This window comes from Shewanella sp. 1311, assembly GCF_059338235.1.
The window spans coordinates 2,068,097-2,088,871 of the sequence record NZ_CM181686.1 but is presented as its reverse complement, the minus strand read 5'-3'; the positions used below and the strand labels follow the sequence as shown (position 1 = coordinate 2,088,871).

At 47.7% G+C, this 20,775-nt stretch carries 15 protein-coding genes; 7 read left to right on the top strand and 8 right to left on the bottom strand.

Annotation, left to right across the window (positions count from 1 at the left end; translation table 11 throughout):
• Positions 1-24: 24 nt before the first annotated feature.
• From hemE to AC5YB3_RS09415, 3 genes are all read left to right on the top strand, one after another.
• Entirely contained in the window at positions 25-1,089 is a 1,065-nt protein-coding gene (hemE, locus tag AC5YB3_RS09425) for a uroporphyrinogen decarboxylase (protein ID WP_006079904.1), read from the top strand.
• 432 nt (positions 1,090-1,521) lie between these two features.
• Positions 1,522-4,101, top strand: a complete 2,580-nt coding sequence (locus tag AC5YB3_RS09420) for a putative bifunctional diguanylate cyclase/phosphodiesterase (protein ID WP_494527007.1) — start codon at positions 1,522-1,524, stop codon at positions 4,099-4,101.
• A 75-nt stretch (positions 4,102-4,176) separates the two neighbouring features.
• Complete coding sequence (locus AC5YB3_RS09415; protein ID WP_006079907.1) at positions 4,177-4,980, top strand: SDR family oxidoreductase; 804 nt, start codon at positions 4,177-4,179, stop codon at positions 4,978-4,980.
• Between the two features lie 18 nt (positions 4,981-4,998).
• Here the strand turns inward: AC5YB3_RS09415 and AC5YB3_RS09410 are convergent, their stop codons facing one another.
• From AC5YB3_RS09410 to purH, 4 genes are all read right to left on the bottom strand, one after another.
• Positions 4,999-5,226 carry a hypothetical protein gene (locus AC5YB3_RS09410; protein ID WP_006079908.1) on the bottom strand — a complete coding sequence of 76 codons (228 nt, stop codon included), beginning with the start codon at positions 5,224-5,226 and terminating at the stop codon, positions 4,999-5,001.
• Positions 5,227-5,397: 171 nt separating this feature from the next.
• Complete coding sequence (locus AC5YB3_RS09405) at positions 5,398-8,631, bottom strand: ImpA family metalloprotease (protein WP_494527006.1); 3,234 nt, start codon at positions 8,629-8,631, stop codon at positions 5,398-5,400.
• Positions 8,632-8,808: 177 nt separating this feature from the next.
• On the bottom strand, positions 8,809-10,107 hold the full coding sequence (gene purD / locus AC5YB3_RS09400) for a phosphoribosylamine--glycine ligase (protein ID WP_226058322.1): 1,299 nt from the start codon (positions 10,105-10,107) through the stop codon (positions 8,809-8,811).
• Between the two features lie 130 nt (positions 10,108-10,237).
• Positions 10,238-11,836 carry a bifunctional phosphoribosylaminoimidazolecarboxamide formyltransferase/IMP cyclohydrolase gene (gene purH, locus AC5YB3_RS09395; protein ID WP_012090362.1) on the bottom strand — a complete coding sequence of 533 codons (1,599 nt, stop codon included), beginning with the start codon at positions 11,834-11,836 and terminating at the stop codon, positions 10,238-10,240.
• A 352-nt stretch (positions 11,837-12,188) separates the two neighbouring features.
• On the opposite strand from purH, the gene zntR reads away from it, so the two are divergent.
• Both zntR and AC5YB3_RS09385 read left to right on the top strand, forming a co-directional pair.
• Complete coding sequence (gene zntR / locus AC5YB3_RS09390; RefSeq protein ID WP_006079912.1) at positions 12,189-12,704, top strand: Zn(2+)-responsive transcriptional regulator; 516 nt, start codon at positions 12,189-12,191, stop codon at positions 12,702-12,704.
• A 2-nt stretch (positions 12,705-12,706) separates the two neighbouring features.
• Positions 12,707-14,224: a permease gene (locus AC5YB3_RS09385; RefSeq protein ID WP_494527005.1), complete on the top strand. Its 1,518-nt coding sequence runs from the start codon at positions 12,707-12,709 to the stop codon at positions 14,222-14,224.
• 108 nt (positions 14,225-14,332) lie between these two features.
• Here AC5YB3_RS09385 and AC5YB3_RS09380 read toward each other — a convergent pair whose 3' ends face one another.
• The 3 genes from AC5YB3_RS09380 to AC5YB3_RS09370 form a co-directional block, all read right to left on the bottom strand.
• Positions 14,333-15,220 (bottom strand): prohibitin family protein, encoded by an 888-nt coding sequence (locus AC5YB3_RS09380; protein WP_006079914.1) that lies wholly within the window; start codon positions 15,218-15,220, stop codon positions 14,333-14,335.
• A 292-nt stretch (positions 15,221-15,512) separates the two neighbouring features.
• Entirely contained in the window at positions 15,513-16,214 is a 702-nt protein-coding gene (locus tag AC5YB3_RS09375; RefSeq protein WP_432359382.1) for a pseudouridine synthase, read from the bottom strand.
• 279 nt (positions 16,215-16,493) lie between these two features.
• The gene (locus tag AC5YB3_RS09370; RefSeq protein ID WP_494527004.1) at positions 16,494-17,660 is read right to left on the bottom strand and encodes an MFS transporter; all 1,167 of its coding nucleotides are present in this window, start codon (positions 17,658-17,660) and stop codon (positions 16,494-16,496) included.
• 610 nt (positions 17,661-18,270) lie between these two features.
• On the opposite strand from AC5YB3_RS09370, the gene AC5YB3_RS09365 reads away from it, so the two are divergent.
• On the top strand, positions 18,271-19,671 hold the full coding sequence (locus AC5YB3_RS09365; protein ID WP_259561615.1) for a DASS family sodium-coupled anion symporter: 1,401 nt from the start codon (positions 18,271-18,273) through the stop codon (positions 19,669-19,671).
• A gap of 81 nt (positions 19,672-19,752) precedes the next feature.
• Here the strand turns inward: AC5YB3_RS09365 and trxC are convergent, their stop codons facing one another.
• Positions 19,753-20,175 (bottom strand): thioredoxin TrxC, encoded by a 423-nt coding sequence (gene trxC, locus AC5YB3_RS09360; RefSeq protein ID WP_086010705.1) that lies wholly within the window; start codon positions 20,173-20,175, stop codon positions 19,753-19,755.
• Positions 20,176-20,413: 238 nt separating this feature from the next.
• On the opposite strand from trxC, the gene AC5YB3_RS09355 reads away from it, so the two are divergent.
• On the top strand, positions 20,414-20,749 hold the full coding sequence (locus tag AC5YB3_RS09355; protein WP_011845636.1) for an FKBP-type peptidyl-prolyl cis-trans isomerase: 336 nt from the start codon (positions 20,414-20,416) through the stop codon (positions 20,747-20,749).
• Positions 20,750-20,775 lie beyond the last annotated feature (26 nt).

Sequence of the window (20,775 nt, the reverse complement as noted above, 5' to 3'; positions counted from 1 at the left end):
CAATAAGACTAGGAACCAAGCCCAATGGCAGAATTAAAGAATGATCGTTATTTACGCGCCCTACTAAAAGAGCCAGTCGATGTGACCCCTGTGTGGATGATGCGTCAAGCTGGCCGTTATCTTCCTGAATATAAAGCCACGCGCGCGCAAGCGGGTGACTTTATGTCTTTGTGTAAAAACCACGAGCTTGCCTGTGAAGTTACGCTGCAGCCTCTACGCCGATATGATCTGGATGCGGCGATTCTGTTTTCCGATATTTTAACTGTGCCTGATGCTATGGGTTTAGGTTTGTATTTTGAGGCGGGTGAAGGCCCACGTTTCGAGCGCCCTACAGACACTATCGATGCAATTAAAAAGCTATCAATCCCAGATCCAGAAGATGAGCTTGGCTATGTAATGAAAGCCGTGAGCACTATTCGCCGTGAGCTTAATGGCGCTGTGCCGTTAATTGGCTTTTCTGGCTCGCCATGGACCTTAGCCACTTATATGGTTGAAGGTGGCTCGAGCAAAACCTTCGAAAAAATTAAAAAGATGGCTTACGCTGAGCCAATGGCATTACACATGCTGTTAGACAAGCTAGCTGATTCAGTGATCTTATACCTGAATGCCCAAGTCGCCAACGGCGCACAATCTTTGATGATTTTTGACTCATGGGGCGGCGCGTTATCGCACTCAGCTTATCGTGAGTTCTCTTTGCGTTACATGCAGAAAATTATTGATGGTCTGACACGCTTTGCCGATGGCCGTAAAGTGCCTGTGACGCTGTTTACTAAAGGCGGCGGTTTATGGTTAGAAGCCATGGCAGAAACAGGTTGTGATGCGCTCGGTTTAGATTGGACGGTAGACATTGCCGATGCCCGTCGCCGTGTAGGCCATAAAGTGGCCCTGCAAGGCAACATGGACCCTTCAATGTTGTATGCACCTATTCCACGCATCGAAGAAGAAGTGGGCCATATCCTAGCGGGTTATGGTGAAGGTACTGGTCATGTATTTAACTTAGGCCACGGTATCCATCAGCATGTCGATCCAGAGCATGCTGGCGCCTTTATTAAGGCGGTTCACGCACAATCAAAGCAATACCATAAGTAATTTTTGGATTTGCGAAAACAGGCCCGCTTGCGGGCCTGTTTTATTTCTGACATTTAGAGTTGATAAAATGGAAAACTTCTCTCGCAGCTATCTTCATGGATTTGCCTTTATGGATTAGCGTATGCGGTGGTTTATCTCGTCTGCGAGCCTAATGAGTGTTACGTTAAAATAACAACTTCAATACTCTATTGTTACGTCTAGTTTATCGCATAGGATCTGGATAAAAATAAAATATCAGCAGTGTTTATTGAGCAATTTAATGTGTTAAATCAAAGCGGTTAAATTGATTTAATTACATAATAATGTCTACTTTAGCAACGGCTAAAGCTAAGCGATGTTTAATACTATTCGCAAATGAGATATGTTGCATGGCGCAGTGAAGGATTATGCAAAGCTATCAATCAATTTAGTCATAACAAGCCGTGGTAAGAGATGCACATTGGCAAGAAAATAATGGTATTTATTGCGGGATTTTGTCTCCCCGCGGTAGTAATTGTCTCCTATTGTCTTGGGTGTTGGTACGACCATCGCGTCGAGCTATTGCGCCAAGACAGCGCTAACCGTGAGCTTGCTAATATCCAGCAGCAGTTTCAAATTGATGTCGACCGCTTAACCTTTCTCACGAATATCTACGCCTTACCTTTGTCTCAGTTAGACGAAGAGCAACTTAAGAAACTAGAATCCTCGTGGCACGATAGCTCAATGTCGGCCAACCTCAGTTGGTATATTTTACGCCAAGGCGAGCTGCACACTTTTTTCCCCAATGCACATCCTTTTGCCTCTGATAAGTTGCATGAAATCGCCAGCGCTATCATCAATGCTAATAAATCCAGTGTGGCAGGCGCTTATTTGATTGGTGAGCAGACTTATGTCATCACCGCCGTGGCTTCTGCGCCTAATGAGTCTGTGCTGCTAGTGCGCCAGTTGACCAATAATGACTTACTAGAATATGCGCAGGCCTTATTGGTGACTAAGGTGACTATGAGTCACTCTAATGCTGTCACGGCAAGTGTTGAGGGCGTTCATAGTGACACCATTGAAATACCCAGCCTGTTAAAAGACAAACCTGTTTACCTGCAAGTGCAGTTCTCCGAGGGCCCGTTCCAAGAGGTGAAATTTAAGCTCGATTGGGTATCGCTCGGATTTATTCTATTTGGCGTGTTTATTGTTGGCCTTGGCTATATTTGGCTGCGCTCTGGTTTACTCAAACCCTTTAAAAACTTGATGCGGCAATTGGCGCTGGTCGATCCTATGTCCAGTGTCTATCAACCTGTCACCAGTGAGGGTAATGAGGAATTAGAAGTGCTTGCCAGCCGCGTTAATAGCTTACTGGCCAGAATTTATCAGCAGAAAGAGCGCGCGAAAATCACCTTAGAATCCATTGCAGAAGCCGTGATCTTAACCGACGTCGATGCCAAAGTGATTTATATGAATCCGCGGGCCGAGTCGCTTCTGGATGTCGCCAGTTGTTATGCCCTAGATCAGAGCCTCGCGAGCCTGTTAAAGGCTGGCGATCAGTTGAATCAGGCAGTTTTTACCTGTATTCGTCTTGGCGAGTCATCACCACAGGTCGAGAAAATCAAGTTATTGACCGCTACGCCACGGATTATGGAACGCAGCATTAGTAATTTGCGTAATCACGATAAGGCTATTGTCGGCACTGTCGTGGTATTGCGGGATATCACTCAAGAAGAGTTACTTAAGCACCAACTCCAAAAAAGAGCTAATTTCGACAGCATTACTGGGCTGCTAAATCGTCAGGCGTTTGATGAACAGCTCCCTCAATTTGCTGCCTCAGCTAAAACCATCGCGGTTTGTTATCTCGATTTAGAGCAATTCAAGTTGATTAACGACAGCTGTGGCCATACTGCAGGCGATCGTATGCTCGCTATGGTGGCTAAGGCTATGCAGGCTTGTCTTGGGCCACAGGAGCTATTGGCGCGCCTTGGTGGCGATGAGTTCGGTTTAGTGATTTGTAATCGCAGTGCTTTATCTGTGGCGCAATTACTGAAGCAAATGATCGCGCAAGTCTCCATGCAAGTGCTGAATGACAAAAACTGTAACTATAAAGTTGGTCTCAGCATAGGTGTTGCCTTTGGCCGAGCCCCCTATATTGATGCACAAGAATTATTGAAAGACGCGGATATTGCCTGCATTGCCGCTAAAGCAAAGGGCGCCAATCAAATTCATTTTTACGATGATAAAGATAAAGAGCTCACTTACCAAAGAAACGCGCCTAAGTGGGCGGTACGTATCGCACAGGCGATTGAAGAAAACGAGATGATACTGTATTACCAACCGATCCGTGGGTTAGGCAGTGGTCCGCAGCGACAACGCATGGAAATCCTGCTGCGAATTCAAGAACCCTGTGGCCGTATTTTGGCGCCTGCGCAGTTTATTGCCGCGGCTGAGCGCTTTAAGCTGATGCCTGACATAGATAAAGAAGTGATCCGCAAAGCCTTTTTATGGTTGTCTTTGCATCCAGTGCTTTGGCCTGATCATTGTATTTCGATCAACCTTTCGGGCAATAGTTTAGGCGCCGAAGGTATGGTGGAATATATCGCCCAGCAGCAGCATATTTTTGATATTCCAAGTCAATGTATTTGCTTTGAAATTACTGAAACCACCGCGATCCAAAATCGCAATCGTGGTATGGAAATGTTGAAGCAGTTACGTAAGCTCGGTTTCTCGTTTGCCTTGGATGATTTTGGTAGTGGTTTCGCCTCTTACGGCTATCTGCGTGAATTACCTGTCGATTATGTCAAAATCGATGGCTGTTTTATTAAGAACCTTGCCGTGAACGCTAAAGATTACGCCATCGTTAAATCGATTCAAGATGTATGTCGTGTCATGGGGATCGAGACCGTGGCCGAATTTGTTGAAAATCAGGATATTATCGACAGATTATTGAGCATCGGCATTAACTACGCGCAAGGTTATGCAATAGGGCGCCCACAACCCTTAGCTAATTATCGTGAACAATATGAGATGAGGCTTGCACAACGTGCGTGAAGGATTGCGCTTTTAGCGTGATTATGCCAATTTAGCCAAAGGCGTAATTAACATAGCGATAACAAAGGAATGACTATGGATGGACTCACTGGCAAGGTCGTGATTATCACGGGTGCCTCAGAAGGTATTGGTCGGGCACTCGCTGTGGCAATGGCGCGAATGGGCTGCCAGCTCGTGATCAGTGCGCGCAATGAAACACGTCTCGCTTCACTCGCCTTAGAAATCGCTAATTATGGTTTACCTCCCTTTGTATTTGCTGCCGATGTTTCTCGTGCTGAACAGTGCGAAGCCTTAATTGAAGCCACGGTCGCGCATTACGGACATCTCGATATTTTAATTAATAATGCCGGCATGACCATGTGGTCACGTTTCGATGAGCTTACTCAACTGTCTGTACTCGAAGACATTATGCGGGTGAATTATCTTGGACCTGCGTATTTGACCCATGCCGCTTTACCCCATTTAAAAGCCAGTAAGGGCCAAGTGGTTGTTGTGGCGTCAGTCGCTGGATTAACGGGCGTACCCACTCGTAGCGGTTATGCTGCATCTAAACATGCTGTGATTGGCTTTTTCGATTCACTGCGGATTGAGCTCGCGGACGATAATGTGGCGGTGACGGTAATTTGCCCTGATTTTGTGGTGTCACAAATTCACAAACGCGCCCTTGATGGTGCGGGTAATCCTTTAGGCAAGTCACCGATGCAAGAAGCTAAGATACTGACGGCCGAGCAATGCGCCAATATGATGTTACCTGTGATTGCGACTCGAGGCCGACAACTTATCACTTCACTTCGCGGTCGTTTGGGGCGTTGGCTTAAGCTGATCGCGCCAGGTTTAATCGACAAAATTGCCCGCAGGGCGATCGCCTCCGGGCACTAAAATCTTTGCCACTACAAGCTATTTACCACTCTTATTGAGATGCTTAATGATTGACTGTTCAGCCTCGCTTTGCGTTGCTTTTTCCCCTTGTTTATCGATAGTTGCAGTGGCCATATGACCCGTCATATCCTCTGCAATATGGAACCAATCTGGATGCCAGTAAAAACTCTTTCCTTCTAGCGTTCCCCAGTTGTGCACACCTGATTTTTCGCCTTGATAAATAAGATCTTTTATCGAATAACCCATATATTTACCTCATTAATTTCATGATTGTTAAAAATATAAGAAGTTAAATGGTGCACGTCATCTGAGCCTAGGTATGTGCTTTAGGTCACATTTTTCAGGTAAAAATAAACCCCGCCAGAGCGAGGTTTATCAGTTGCGTTAGTATCTTAGCGCGATTAAGGCTTAGTGCACTTATGGTTTAGTGCACTGGGTTGGCGAACCCACGCCTTTCCACTGTGTTGTGCCATCAGTGAGTGACAGTGGCACAAAGGTTAAACCTTGGCTCATGTTCGCTGGCGGCAAGTCGGTTTCTAGCTCATACATGCCCATGGGCATAGTACCCGAGGTCGCATTAGCGACCGTTTGCGCGGCTGCAAGGCTTGAGTAGCGCAGACCCAACATATCAAAGTGGCTACGCCAATCTTTGCCTGTGAGCTGACTCAAAGACACCAGCATAAAGTCGTTGCCGGGGATATCTTTCACGGTTTTTCCGCCGTAGACACTATTGCCGTCAAACGGAAATTGGCTAAAGCCCAGTTTGCTGCGGTTCGCTTCCCAATCACTGGCGTTATTGGCATATTTGCCGAAAATACGACTGTGTTGATACAGCAAGGTAAAGAGATTAAAGCCATTGTTCAGCATGGTGCCATCGCTCAGCGTCATGCCGTGAGCCTTAAGCGCCATTTGGATGTAAAACGCCATGCGATAACCGTTATGCACAGCATAAGTATTGCTGGCCCAAGGCGCAGTGTATCTGTCTTCACCAGCATCGAGCACCTTACAATTGGCGCCAAATACTACGCGTTTACCACTAGTGTCAGTTGTACCCGCGGCATCGGACATAAACACATAAAAGAGGTCTTTGTGGTTCATGTGACCATCGATCACTGTGCCTGTATTGCCATCGCGCAGATAATAGGTTTTCCACTTCACCACATAAGGGAAGATATTGTTGGAGTTTTCGCCAGCGCGACTACTATAACCTGCCCAGTTGTCACTATTGTTTGCCGCGGCATATTGCACATTGAGGCGGTTCGTTTGCAGATTATGGCCTAACTCATGGTTATCACCCCAGCCCGTTGGGTCGATATTCCATGCCGCATCCCAAGGATTACCACTACAACCGGCTCCGCACTGGGCATTTTGGTCATAATTGGCGTGTTGAATAATAGTGCGGGTATGCAGACTATTGTCGATACAGTCGTCGCCAAACAGTCCTTTGCAGGCCGCTAGCACATCGGCGGGTAAGGATTCACTTAGACTGTTACCTTGAATTTTAAGGCCAGCTAAGGTGTAAACGCTGTTGATATGGTCATCGACAATGCTGTTGAGCAGCGCGTTGACATCAGGCACATAGGTACCGATGGCGTTTAAGAAGCGGTCGCGACGTAGATGCTGCTCTGCACCATCGGTGCGCAAGTCCACATGGGGTAATTCGGTATTCTGAATGCGTTCGTTAAAGGCCGCGATTTCAGCTGGATTGGAGAAATCCATAATGGTCGGATGTTTAGCGACATGCTCAGCGTTGACATCAACACTTAACGCGCCATCAACACTCGAAGCATCACTATTGATGTATAGATAAATCGGCCCGCCGTAGGGGGAGGAAAACTCAATACTTTTCCCTTGTGCTAAGCGCAGGCGTTGCTGTGTCAACTCCAATGGGCCGCGATAGATTTTCTGCTCATAGGCGCGGTTAGTGTTACGTCTGTGGTAGTTGAGTTTGATCTCCACATTCGCAGCGCTGCTATCGAGGCGAGTAAATTTGATGGTTTGACCCGGCAGTGCATACCAGCCTGTAGTCGTCCATTGGCCTGCATAGGGCACACTAATGGTTTTACGCTCTGAGACTGTCGCAGGGTAAGCGTAGTGCGCATTGCTGCCCTTGCTGAGGTTGGCTCTGTCGGTGACATATTCACCCAAATCTGGCTGGGCTAAGTTATGGGTACGGGCATAGCTGACGGTCCAATCGGCAAACAGGGCCTGCTGCCATTGTGCATGCTCGCTGTAGGCTATGGGGTAGTCAATCTCGCTGCGATACTTATCGGCGAGTAACAGTCCGGCCTTCATCAAAGGGAAGTCTGCCTTGGTAAACACATCAATTGCATTGTTATCTAAGGTTTCGGCATTGGCTCGATACCAATCGGCGCCCGCTTTGAACGAGTCAACAAAGGCGGCAGCATTGCAGCTGAGATAATTGCCGGTGCAGTCGTTAAGCACTGAGGTATCGAAGCTTGCTTCATTGAGCTTGCCGAGCAAATTATTTACCTTAGTCAGGGCAGTATCTTCAGCCAAAACATCAGTCACACTGAGGTCGTTGGCATTGAGCTTTGACCAATAATTACCTGAGGTTGAAAGCCCCATTTCAAGGTAAAGCGGCGATAGCATTGGGCTTTGATTGCGCCAGTAGTTTGAGAGCAGCAAGGGAATGCCCGCCGCTTTGGCCTTAGCGATAGCAGCTTTAATGCCTGCAAAACCGAGGGACTGACGGTCTATGTCACTAATCACTATCACATCGGGCTTGAGTGTGTCGATACAGTTGCTTAACTCACTGTAGTCACAAGTGTTTGCCGCATTAATGCTATGGGCTGCGGGGTAGTTGTTTGCAAGCCAAGTGCGAATACCTTCGTTATGGGGAAAGTACCAACTGTCGGCTTTGCTCGGCATTTGGGTGGTCACTATACTGAGGCCGTCGGTTTTATCGGCGCCTTTGGTCAGCCAGCCTAAAAGATTTTTCAGCAAAGTATCGGTTTGAGCTGAAGTGTTGACGGAAAAGAGATTTCCCGCCATGGCCGCATATCTTTGCCCTTGTTGCTCGCCTGCCATCACTAACCCGCGAACCGCGCTTGCGCCACTGCCATCGACATTCGATGGCAAAACAGTAAAAGTGTTCTCTGGCATAAAGCTCGAAAAGGTAATTGAGTCGTGGGTCGGATGCCAAGTGATGCTGCTACCGACACCTTGATATAGCTGATTTATCTGGGCTTTACGTTCGATGTCGATACTAGCGAGTTTGGCGATGCTGAAATCAATTAACTCACTCGCACTGGCAAGCCTGTGGTCTTGGTGCTTAATGGCATTTTCGGCGTTAGCAATAAATGTCGGCGTGATAGTGCAATCTGCCGTTATTGCCGCCGTGGTGTAAGTTAGCGCATTGAGCGTGCCACCACAGCCAGTAATGCCTTCGAGTGCAAAGCCAATATCGGCAGTAATGCTAAAAATAGCGCTTTTACCCGACTCCACTTTTTGACTGCTTGGATCTAAGGCTCCGCCATTTGCTGACACACTACTAGCAATGTATTGCACCGGCGCGGGAGGTTGGACTGGCGGCTGAGTCGGTGGTGTGGTCGTGCCAGCATCTTCTGAGCCGCCACCGCATCCGCTAAGCAGTATGGCGATGGAGGCGCACAGCAGTCTAATCCTCATTGGGAGTCCTTTATATTTAGGTATTTAACATTTGGTTGACATTGTATCTCGCTGCTCCAATTTTCAATAGAATTAATTATGTATTTTTATTTTAAATCATGATGTTATATTTGGCGCTCGTCAAAATTCAGGCACAAAAAAACCGGCTTCTGGCCGGTTTTTTAACGCGCCTAGCAATTAGTCTTGCTGCTCACGTGCAATAGCACGGTAACCAATATCGGTACGGAAATACACATCATCCCAGTGGATTTCATCAACCAATTTATAAGCGGCTTTTTGCGCTTCGGTCACTGTGTTACCCAGTGCAGTCGCGCAGAGTACGCGACCGCCGTTGGTGACCACGTGGCCGTCTTTCATCTCAGTGCCAGCATGGAACACTTTGCCATTGTTATCACCAAGGCTGAGACCGTCAATCACATCAAACTTGCGATACTCATCTGGGTAACCGCCAGCGGCTAATACTACGCCCACGGCTGCGCGCTCGTCGTATTCTGCTGTCACTTTATCTAACTCGCCACGGGTGGCGGCTAAACACAGTTCCACTAAGTCTGACTTTAACCGCATCATGATTGGCTGAGTTTCTGGATCGCCGAAGCGGCAGTTGTACTCGAGCACTTTGGCGCTGCCATCGGGAGAAATCATCAAGCCAGCATATAAAAAGCCTGTGTAGACATTGCCTTCTGCCGCCATGCCATCAACCGTTGGACGAATCACGTTTGCCACAGTCCAATCGTGTACCGCTTGAGTCACTACAGGAGCAGGCGAGTAAGCACCCATGCCGCCAGTATTCGGACCATAGTCGCCGTTATCGCGGGCTTTATGATCTTGGCTGGTCGCCATTGGCAGAATATTTTTGCCATCGACCATTACGATGAAGCTGGCTTCTTCGCCTTTCAGGAATTCTTCAATGACCACGCGTGAACCCGCATCGCCAAACTTGTTACCAGCGAGCATGTCATCAATCGCAGCATCGGCTTCAGCTTGGTCTTGGGCGATAATCACGCCTTTACCTGCGGCTAAACCGTCGGCTTTGATGACCACTGGGTAACCTGTTGTGGCCGTTAATTCACGCACGAAGGCTTTTGCATCGCTGATTTCAGTGCAGTTTTTGTAACCCGCTGTTGGAATATTGTGGCGTGCTAAAAAGTCCTTAGTGAAGGCTTTTGAACCTTCGAGCTGAGCAGCCGCCTTAGTTGGGCCAAAAATCGGTAAACCTGCGGCGTTGAATGCATCAACCACGCCCATCACTAATGGCGCTTCTGGGCCGACTATAGTCAGTTCAATTTTATGGGTTTTCGCAAAATCGAGCAGAGCAGGAATGTCGGTGGCGCTGATCGCCAGATTTTCAACATTAGGTTCTAGGGCTGTGCCCGCATTGCCTGGCGCAACATAGACAGTTTCAACTTGAGCCGATTGTGCAGCTTTCCACGCTAGGGCATGTTCGCGACCGCCGCCACCAATAACTAATACTTTCATGTTAAGTCATCCCTTAGAGTTTTATATTCTGTGTAGGCACACTGTGGTCGAAATCAGAGTGCGGTAAAACAAAGAGTGGTAAAACAAAAAAGCAGCCAGTACTGATTGAGTGCTGGCTGCTTAGTGGCGATTAGTGACGGAAGTGGCGCATGCCCGTCATCACCATGGCCATGCCGTGCTCGTCTGCTGCGGCGATGATTTCAGCATCGCGCATTGAGCCACCCGGTTGGATGATGCAGCTAATGCCCGCAGCCGCTGCGGCATCGATACCGTCACGGAAGGGGAAGAAAGCATCGGATGCCATCACAGAGTTCACTACTTCTAAGCCTTCATCGGCGGCCTTGATGCCAGCAATTTTAGCGCTGTAAACGCGGCTCATTTGGCCTGCGCCGACACCGATAGTCATGCCGTCTTTGGCATAAACGATGGCGTTAGATTTAACGAACTTCGCCACTTTCCAGCAGAACATTAAGTCTTTCAGTTCGCTTGCAGTTGGTTGACGTTTAGAGACCACTTTAATGTCTTCTAAACCGACCATGCCTTGGTCGCGATCTTGCACTAACAAGCCGCCATTAACGCGTTTGTAGTCTAAGGTTTGGGTCTTAGTGTTCCACTGACCACATTCCAATAAACGCACGTTGGTCTTTTTCGCCACCACATCGCGGGCCGCTTGGCTGACGCTTGGGGCGATAATCACTTCAACGAATTGACGCTCAACGATAGCGCTCGCCGTCGCAGCATCTAACTCGCCGTTGAAGGCGATAATGCCACCGAAGGCTGATGTTGGATCAGTTTGATAAGCGCGGTTATAGGCATCGAGCAAGTCTTTACCTAAGGCCACACCACATGGGTTAGCGTGTTTAACGATAACGCAGGCGGGTTCCAAGAATTCTTTTACGCACTCAAGAGCGGCGTCTGTATCGGCAATGTTGTTGTAAGACAACGCTTTGCCTTGCAACTGAATTGCCGTCGCCACAGAGGCTTCATCAATTTTCGTGTCGACATAGAAGGCCGCCGCTTGATGGCTGTTTTCGCCATAGCGTAAGTCTTGCTTCTTCACTAATTGGGTGTTGAACGTGCGTGGGAACTTAGAATCAGCAAAGCATTCGTCCGTGCTATGCGCAGGAACCATAGTGCCGAAGTAGTTGGCGATCATGCCATCGTAACCCGCAGTGTGCTCAAAGGCTGCAATCGCTAAGTCGAAACGCGTCGCATGAGTCGTGCTGCCATTGTTAGCCGTCATTTCTGCCAGTACGCGTGAGTAATCGGCGGCATTAACAACTATGGTGACGTCTTTGTGGTTTTTTGCCGCTGCGCGCACCATAGTTGGGCCGCCAATATCGATATTTTCGATAGCGTCTTCTAAGGTACAACCGGCTTTAGCCACAGTTTCAGCGAAAGGATAAAGGTTAACCGCAACCAGATCGATGGCATTGATATTGTTGTCGGCCATCACGCTTTCATCAAGACCGCGGCGCGCCAAAATGCCGCCGTGCACTTTAGGGTGCAGCGTCTTAACGCGACCGTCCATGATCTCAGGGTGTCCTGTGTAATCAGATACTTCGATAACAGGCACGCCGTTATCCGCTAACAGGCGAGCGGTGCCGCCAGTTGATAACAGTTCCACACCTTGGGCGTGAAGTGCTTTGGCGAACTCGAGAATTCCGGTTTTATCTGAAACGCTTAACAGCGCGCGACGAATGGGTCTGGCATTATTTGCAGCAGTCATTTGGGTACAGGGTCCAGTTATTTTAGTTTCAAGGATCTTTCGGAAAACAGAACAGCCTTAGCGCTGCACCGCTTTCCAAAAGTCCCTTGGTCCTATTTTTACTTTATTAGCTAACTTTTTATCCCTTCATCACGGCGCGCGTATTCTAACGTAAAACTCGATTTACGGGTGTTTTTTCTGCGTGATTTCACAATATTCATATCAGAACAAAGTGACGTGACTCGGCCGACTTTATGTAAAGTATGAATTACCCCTTGACCTTGGAGTAGGCTCCAAGGTTTATACTCGCATTATTGAGTTGTATGCTGGAAACTCCCCCTGAGTTGGGCGCGATTTCGCAAAGGATGAAGACATGTATCGTATTGGTGAACTGGCGGATTTGTGTGAGGTGAAAGCCGACACGTTGAGATTCTACGAGAAGCACGGTCTGCTCGCGCCGTCGAGCCGTACCGAGTCAGGCTATCGAGTGTATACCGAGGCCGATGCCGCGCGACTGCGTTTTATCTTACGGGCGAAGGCCGTGGGTTTTACCCTCAATGAAATCAGTGAATTGCTTTCAATTGAGCTTGATAAATCTAATCGCGTCTGCGCCGATGTGAAGGGTATGGTTGATATTAAATTGGCCCAAGTGCAGGCCAAAATCGCCGAGCTGAATCATTTTCAAACCAGTTTACAAAGTCTGTCCGATGCCTGTTGTGGTGGACCCCGTAGCGCCGAACATTGCTCGATTCTAGAGGCGTTGGAATCCAGTACTGAGCGGGTACGTGTTGAGCATCATTCTCACGATGGAAATCAGCACAAAGCACATCAAAATGAGTCGCATCAGCATACTCACGGCAAAACAATCCATGATGAGTCAGGGAATTAATTATGTTACTGAAGAATTTTATTGATCTGTTTTTAGACTCGGCGCCTTGGTTGTTATTGGGCCTGATCCTGGCTGGGCTATTAAAAGTATTCGTGCCAATGGTGTGGATGCAAAAGCAGCTCGGCGGTCACGGTTTTAAAACTGTGGTAAAGGCGGCGCTGCTCGGTGCACCATTACCTTTGTGTTCTTGTGGCGTGATTCCTGCGGCGGTAGGGTTACGCCGTTCAGGAGCCTCTAAAGCGGCAACTACCTCCTTTTTAGTGTCGACGCCAGAAACAGGCGTCGATTCAATCGCAGTTTCCTACGTGTTACTCGGCCCCTTTATGGCGATTGTCAGACCGATTGCAGCGATTACCAGTGCGATTGTGGCTGGCTTACTCGTTGGCCGCGATGACGACGATGGCAAGCCTGCGGTTAAGTCAGAGTCCAAGTCAGCTAGCGACGTACCCGTGGCGGCCTGCTGTGCGTCGAAATCGGCGAGTCAGTCCCCAGCTATTAAAGCCGAACCGGTTAAAAGCTGTTGCTCATCAACTAAAGAGCCAACTTTAGCGCCTATTAAAGCGGCTGCATCCTGCTGCGGCAATGAAAGTCATACTGAGCAGAAGACTGAGCCTAAGAGTGCGATCAAAATGACGCCTGTGGCTGCAACGTCTAGCTTAATGACCACCGCGCCGAGCTTAATGACGGCTCATGGCGGCAGTGTTGCGAACGTCGGTGTGATAAAAGCTGAGAAAACAGCTTCATGCTGCGCTAGTAAAGCAGCTGAATCTGTCACCCCTGAGAAAATCCTTGTGGTAAAAAAGGGCGCCTGTTGCGGCACTTCAAACACTGCCGAGTCTGGAACACATGATCACAGTGCTCACGGCCATGGTTCTCAAACCCAAGGTGAAGCGGATAGCTGCTGCGCCTCGACTCAAGATATGGCGACTGAGTTAAAGTCGCAATCCGTATTAAGCCGTGTCGGTATTGGTCTTAAATATGCGGCAACGGATTTAGTGCGTGACACTACCTTGTGGCTGCTGGTGGGTTTATTCTTCGCAGCACTGGTACAAACCTATGTCCCTGCAGACTTTTTAGCGCAATGGGGCGACGGTATCTTAGCCATGTTAGTGATGGTGTTGGTCTCTGTGCCTATGTATATCTGCGCTACTGCCTCGACACCGATTGCTGCCGGACTATTGTTGGCGGGTGTGTCACCGGGCGCCGTCTTAGTGTTTATGATGGCGGGTCCTGCGACTAATATCGCCACCTTAGGTGTGGTTGCTAAAGAGTTAGGCAAACGTGCGTTGTGGGGATACTTGGGTGGCGTGATTGGCGTGGCCTTAGTCGCGGGCATATTGGTCAATTATCTGGTGGATAGCTTTGGCTTTGTGGTGATGCCACAGATTGGTGAGCAGCACCAAATGTTACCTCAGTGGCTAGTGGCAACCTCTGGCATAGTGCTGGCGTTACTCATGGCAAAAGTGGTGTTTGAAAAGATCCCTAGAAGCTGGATCCGCCGCAACGATTGCTGTTCTTAATCGGTTCATATTCCGCTAAATTATCGATTAAATAGAAATCCCAGTGTTAGGGCTAACATTGGGATTTTTTATTGTCGATTTATGTTTTTGCTCGGGCTAAACCTAAGATTAGTTGCCTTTTTTCACATCGATAAAGGGCAGAGTGCCTGTCGGCAGCATGGTCGTCGGTAGTTTGCCGTCCCACTTTTCCGCTTTGGTTAATTCAACTAAGTTTTGATTTTGTGCCAGCGCTTCGGCGCGGCTCTTAATCGCAGAGGCTTCTGCATCACCTTTGATACGAATACTTTCGGCTTCAGCCTTGGCGCGGGCCAATTGCGAGTCGGCCTGTGCTTGCGCTTGAGTGACGGCGATTTGCGCGCTGACGCGTTCTTTTTCTAGATTCTGCAGTTGAGTTTGCACTTCGACTTCGGCGCGCATTCTGTCTTCGACGGATTTTTCATAGGCGTTGGAAAAGTCGATATTCTCAATCTGCACTGAGTTAATTTCCACCGGACCTTTGATCGAGTTAGTGATCGCGCTGGTCACATCAATACCGAATTTGATCCGCTCTTGTACCACAGAAATCGCCGTGTATTTACCGAAGATGTTTTCAACCTGAGTCGGCACTTGCCTGTCGAGCAGGCGCGTGACCATGGCATCGATACTTTTGAAGTTAGCATACACTTCTTCGACGCGGTCTGGCGGTACGCTAAACGTCACCGATGCGTTAAGTGTCGCGGGTTGCTGATCGCGGCTATAGGCTTGCAGCGAGGTATAACTGGTAGTGTGCGTTTGGGTAGAAATCTTCACCACAGTGTCTATCAGTGGGATCTTAAAACCAAGCCCAGGTTCTGCAGTTCCGATAACTTTACCGTTGCGCAGCAGTACGCCACGTTCACCTTGGTCAACCGTATACCAACTGCCAAATAAAGAGATAAAGAGGATTAACAGAATAACGATGGGAATAATCTTGCTGAGGCCGATTGAGCTCGGTAGATTGAGTTCATTTTTAATCATTTAGCTTCCTTTGCTGGTAACAGTATCGATAAAGTGTGAGTCAGGTATGGTGCTCGATTAGCCTTCAACAAGGCGGCTAAGTGAGCTGTGTTTTAAAAAGCAATGTAACTGAATGGTGAAGTGGTGGCAACAATTCGATAACTGTCGGAATGACGGGACATGCGATGTATTTGCTGCGCCTTAGTGATGGAATTCAGTACCCAGCTCAAGGCTGTTTGTAGGTATGACTTTGTAGGAATGATTGAATGAACAACACTGAAATGAGTGCTGTAAATTGTTCTGCTATAAAAGCTTAGGCCGTGAAGGAGTCTATCTCAGCTAAGGTTAACTCGCGCCATTCTCCAATGTCCACATCTAAGACCACTGCGCCAATTTGCGCTCTGTGCAGGGCAATCACTTTATTGCCCACGGCGGCGAACATCCTTTTCACTTGATGAAACTTGCCTTCGGTGAGCGTGAGTAACACGGTTTTTTTATCCACTTGCTGCAGTGTTGCTGGCAGAGTGAGGGCGGTTTCGCCCTGTAATTGCAGCCCTGCGGCAAACGTTGCGGCTATGGCTGCAGTCGCCTCGCTGTCGAGTGGATCTCGTAGTGTTACGCGATAGACTTTTTCGCACTGATATTGAGGCGAGATAATATTAAACGACCAGCGGCCATCGTCTGTGAGTAGCACTAAGCCCGTGGTATCGGCATCTAAGCGACCAACGATGTGTAGGTCAAATGCACGCTCAATATCGAGCAGATGAAACAGCGAAGGGTAGGCGCCATCGACATTCGAACACAAGGTATCGGCGGGTTTGTGCAACATGAAATAGCGGGATGGACGTGGCGCTAGCGGCTTTCCATTAAAGCAGATGGCATTATTTTCATGCACTTGCATCGCGCAGTCTGTCGCGATAGCGCCATTGACTGTGACTGAGCCGTTAATAATGGCGACACTTGCTGCATCACGATCAAGATCTGTGCTTTTACAGAGGAATTTATCGAGGCGCATAGTGAAAAATCTCAGGCAGAGCAGTGAGCACGGGTAAGCGGTATTATCGCGACTCAGGGAGGATAAGCAACTGCTCTGTATAAATGTTAAAACTAAGCGTGTTGATTTTATTATATTTTCTAACTTAATGACCTTTGAGAATCATCTTGCTGCTCTTTTTGTGTTGATTTTAGCGCAGGTGTTTCTATTTGAGCCACTCGATGAACATGCCGTTCATTAAGTGGCGGCTTATTGAGTGCCTACCTATTAAGTAGCAGTGCAAGGTGTTTTATGGGGCTTTTAAGGCGAAGAAAAACTGGGCTTAGTGTTAATAAGTAATTGAGCAAAAATGTAAATACTGCTCAGAATACAGCATATGCCTAAATAAATGAGTAAGCCGAACTCCGTTTGGCCAAAGCTGCTGGCAACTAATGGCCCTATTACTGACCCCACCGAATAGCTCAGCAGCATCACTTGCGCCACTGAAACCATTTGGCTAGCAGGCAAGTTGTCACAAGCTAGGCTGATTGCAATCGGGTAAAGGGCAAAAGCGCTGGCGCCAAGCAATAGAAATCCAATAATCAGCGTCATACTTGAATGCTGACTAAGTAGTAATAATGCCGCGACGCCCAGTAGGCTAAAGCTCACGATCAAGCCACTCTTATTAAATTTAGGAGATAAATAACTGACTAAAGGCTGTACTAGCATGCCACCCACTATGATGAGGGCCATAAATTGTCCTGTTTGCTGATCAAGCCCCATATCCAGTGCCACATAAATGGGCAGTAACCCATAGATAGGGCCGAGCAATAATCCAGAGACTAAACATCCCATAATGGCAGGCTGACTTAGGTTTTTTAGTGCAGACAATGACATTGACTGTTGTTCGCTTACCTGAGGTTGACCACGTTTTACCAATAACACAGGTAAACTTGCCGCGGCTAATAATCCCATGACCACTAGGTAAGGTAGATTGCCCTTTGTACCTAAATAATCTATGGCTAATTGTCCTATGGCAGTACCGCCATAAAGCGCTGTCATGTAAAGCCCAAGCCGCTTAGCGCGTTGCTTTTGGGTATCGGCCATTAATAGCCATGATTCAACCACCACAAAAATCCCTGCAACCGCAAATCCCGCGACGAGTCGAGAGGCTAACCAGACGCCACTTTTGGGGATTAATATCATAGCGACAACGCTGCAAAGCAGGATATTCAAAAAAAGGATAAAGGCTTTACTGTGACCGATACGGGAAACAATGGGAGCAATACAAGGCGCTCCCAGCAGTAAGCCTAAATAAAAAATACTGGCAAGTAATGGGGCAAGTGAAGTGCTGAGTTCGAAAAAAGTGAGTGACAGTGGGATTAAGCTCATCAAGTAGCCAGATGCCAAAGCAAACAAACTTAACCCTGCAACGGGGACGAAAAGACTGGGCTTTTGAGCCGACTGAGTTAAGGCAATTTTTTCCACGGGCGGTTCCGAAAACAGACAAATATTATACAGCGGGCAGGGTTGCGGTCGCGACTTTAGGCTGGATCGCTAGCAGGGTAAAGTGAGTTAGATTGACTGTGGTGGTGAATAATATTTGTGTTTATTATTCATGTGGATATTGGGTTTTCTATGTTGCTTTGTTGCAATTGGTTTGTGTTGGTCGCTTGCTTTCACTGCATCGCTGTTTTAGTGCTTGTTCAACGACAGCTATATTCGATTTATCGCCAAACACATTCAACTTAGTGCCAAATTTGGAGGCTCATACCGAATCCTACAAATAATAAGAAGGTATGATGAATTGGCTGTTTATCACCTTGGTAGAAAGCATGGCGTGATCTATATCGCAGTTTTAAACATTAATAAAATTACAGCATGGGTGAGGTTTTGTTCGAACTTTGCTCGTTTGAAAATTAAAAACAAAGGTGTCGATCAGAATTTGGTGATTATTGTCGCGGATCGGCTATTTCTGCGCGCTGCCTCAGCAATAAATGTTGTTGCTGGGTGATAAAATTACAAAATAAACCGCTTTGCCAAGTGTGATCTATGCCCTAAATTTGCGTCAAAATAAAATGGTATTAAGGTTGTAACCATGTCATCAACAGATCCAAGTACTGTTCCACCTCACAAAGCTCCCGTCAGCGAGGGGCTCGATAAAAAGAAAATGCTGATCCTAGCGGCGGATATTGTGCTGTTATTTGCACTCTATTACGGCTTACCCTTTGAACAAGGGGTGAATACGGGTCTGGCGATTCTGGTTTTCGCTGGCATTCTTTGGTTGACCGAAGCGATCCACATCAGTATCACTGCGATTCTCGTGCCTATACTCGCGGTATTCTTTGGGGTGTTTGAAACCAAGGAAGCAATGAGTAGCTTTGCTAATCCCATCATTTATTTATTCTTCGGCGGCTTCGTACTGGCTGCGGCCTTGCACCATCAAAAGATTGATACCTTAATCGCACAAAAGTTGTTGTTAGCCTCTAAGGGCAGACTCAGTATCGCTTGCTTTATGCTGTTTGGGGTAACTGCGCTGCTCTCTATGTGGATCAGTAATACCGCCACCACGGCGATGATGCTGCCATTGGCACTCGGGATTTTGCAGCAACTAGACCGCGAAAAATATCACAGTACTTATGTGTTTTTACTGCTCGGGATTGCTTATTCGGCCAACATCGGCGGTATCGGTACTTTAGTGGGCAGCCCACCGAATGCGATTGCTGCGGCGCAAGTTGGCTTGAGTTTTAGTGATTGGCTCAAGTTTGGTATTCCGACCGTTATCCTCATGTTGCCATTAATGTTGATTGCCTTGTATTGGTATTTTAAGCCGGATCTTTCTGCCAAGTTCGATGTGCAAGTTGAAGCGCAGAAGCTGACGTTCCAAGGTAAATTCACCCTGCTTATTTTCCTCGCGACAGTATGTTGCTGGATTTTCAGTGTGCCATTAGCCAAAGCATTAGGTGGCATCACTCAGTTCGATACCATAGTGGCGTTAGGCGCGGTTGTTTTGCTCGCGGGCTTAGGGTTAGTTGGCTGGAAGAAGATTGAATCGACCACAGATTGGGGTGTGCTGATATTGTTTGGTGGCGGTTTAACGCTAAGCGCAGTACTGAAAACCACAGGCACTAGCGTGTTTTTAGCCCACTGGATGACAGATATTTTCGGCAGTACGCACATGTCGTTGTTTGTCTTTGCTGTGATAGCCTTTGTGGTGATGCTGACCGAGTTTGCCAGTAACACCGCCAGCGCCGCACTGTTAGTGCCTGTATTTGCAGCGATTGCCGAGGCATTAGGCGTATCGCCTGTGATGTTATCTGTGCTGATTGGTATTGCCGCATCCTGCGCCTTTATGCTGCCAGTGGCAACGCCGCCCAATGCGATCGTTTATGGTTCTGGCCATATCAAGCAATCGGAAATGGTGCGAGTAGGTATGATCATCAACTTTATCAGCATGATAGTGCTAGGCATTATCGCCCATGTTTTTTGGGATATCTGATGTCAGTAGATTGAGATCCACGTAAAACAAAATACCCAGCGAGTCTGGGTATTTTTATGGGCGCGAAAAAGTTATCTGCGATTAACTATGGCTTTTTAACCATTGATTTAAGGCTGACTGAGGTAAAGCGCCCGCTTGCTGCGCGAGTATTTTCCCTTGCTTAAAAATCATAAGAGTGGGAATCGATCGAATATTAAATTGCGCCGCAAGGGCTTGCTGTTCTTCAGTATTGATTTTGCCGAAGCGAAATTGAGGCTCCCACGTCTTAGCTGCCGCGGAAAATACCGGGGCAAAACTTTTACAGGGGCCACACCAGCTGGCCCAAAAATCAACGACTAGGGGAAGCTCAGATTTATTGGCATGGTTGGCAAAGTTTGCGCTAGTGAGTTCAATCGGCGCAGCCGTAAAGACACTGAGCTTACATTTACCGCAAGTAGGTTGCTGGTTTACACGCTCATCGGGAACGCGGTTTAACGTATCGCAATGGGGGCAGGCAATAATCATGGCAAAGTTCCAAAATAAAATGTCTATACGGCTAATATATTGGGCTAATGGACGGTTATTTAAAGGCTGAGTGATGATTATCTCGCCCATGGTGACCTTATTCTCAAGAATAAAGCAGTGAACCGAGCCGCAGAAATGTGGCAATAGCGCCGACAAGCGTGGTCGTCGGTGATAAAATCTTGCGCAAAGTTGAATATCGCACCATTTATTAAGTACGAAAAGAAAAGAGAGTGAAGAAATGACCGAATTAGAAGTAATCGATCTGCAAGTGGGTGAAGGAAAAGAAGCGGTAAAAGGCGCGCTGATCACCACCCAATACCGTGGTTTTTTGCAGGATGGCACCCAATTCGATTCATCCTATGATCGCGGTCAGGCGTTTCAATGTGTAATTGGCACTGGTCGTGTGATTAAAGGCTGGGACCAAGGCATTATGGGGATGAAAGTCGGTGGCAAACGTAAGTTGTTAGTGCCAGCTCATTTAGCCTATGGCGAGCGCCAAGTCGGTGCGCATATTAAACCAAATTCTGATCTCACCTTTGAGATTGAATTGCTTGAAGTGCTGACGCGCGACTAAGCGTGGCATGATAGCGATAGTCTGTG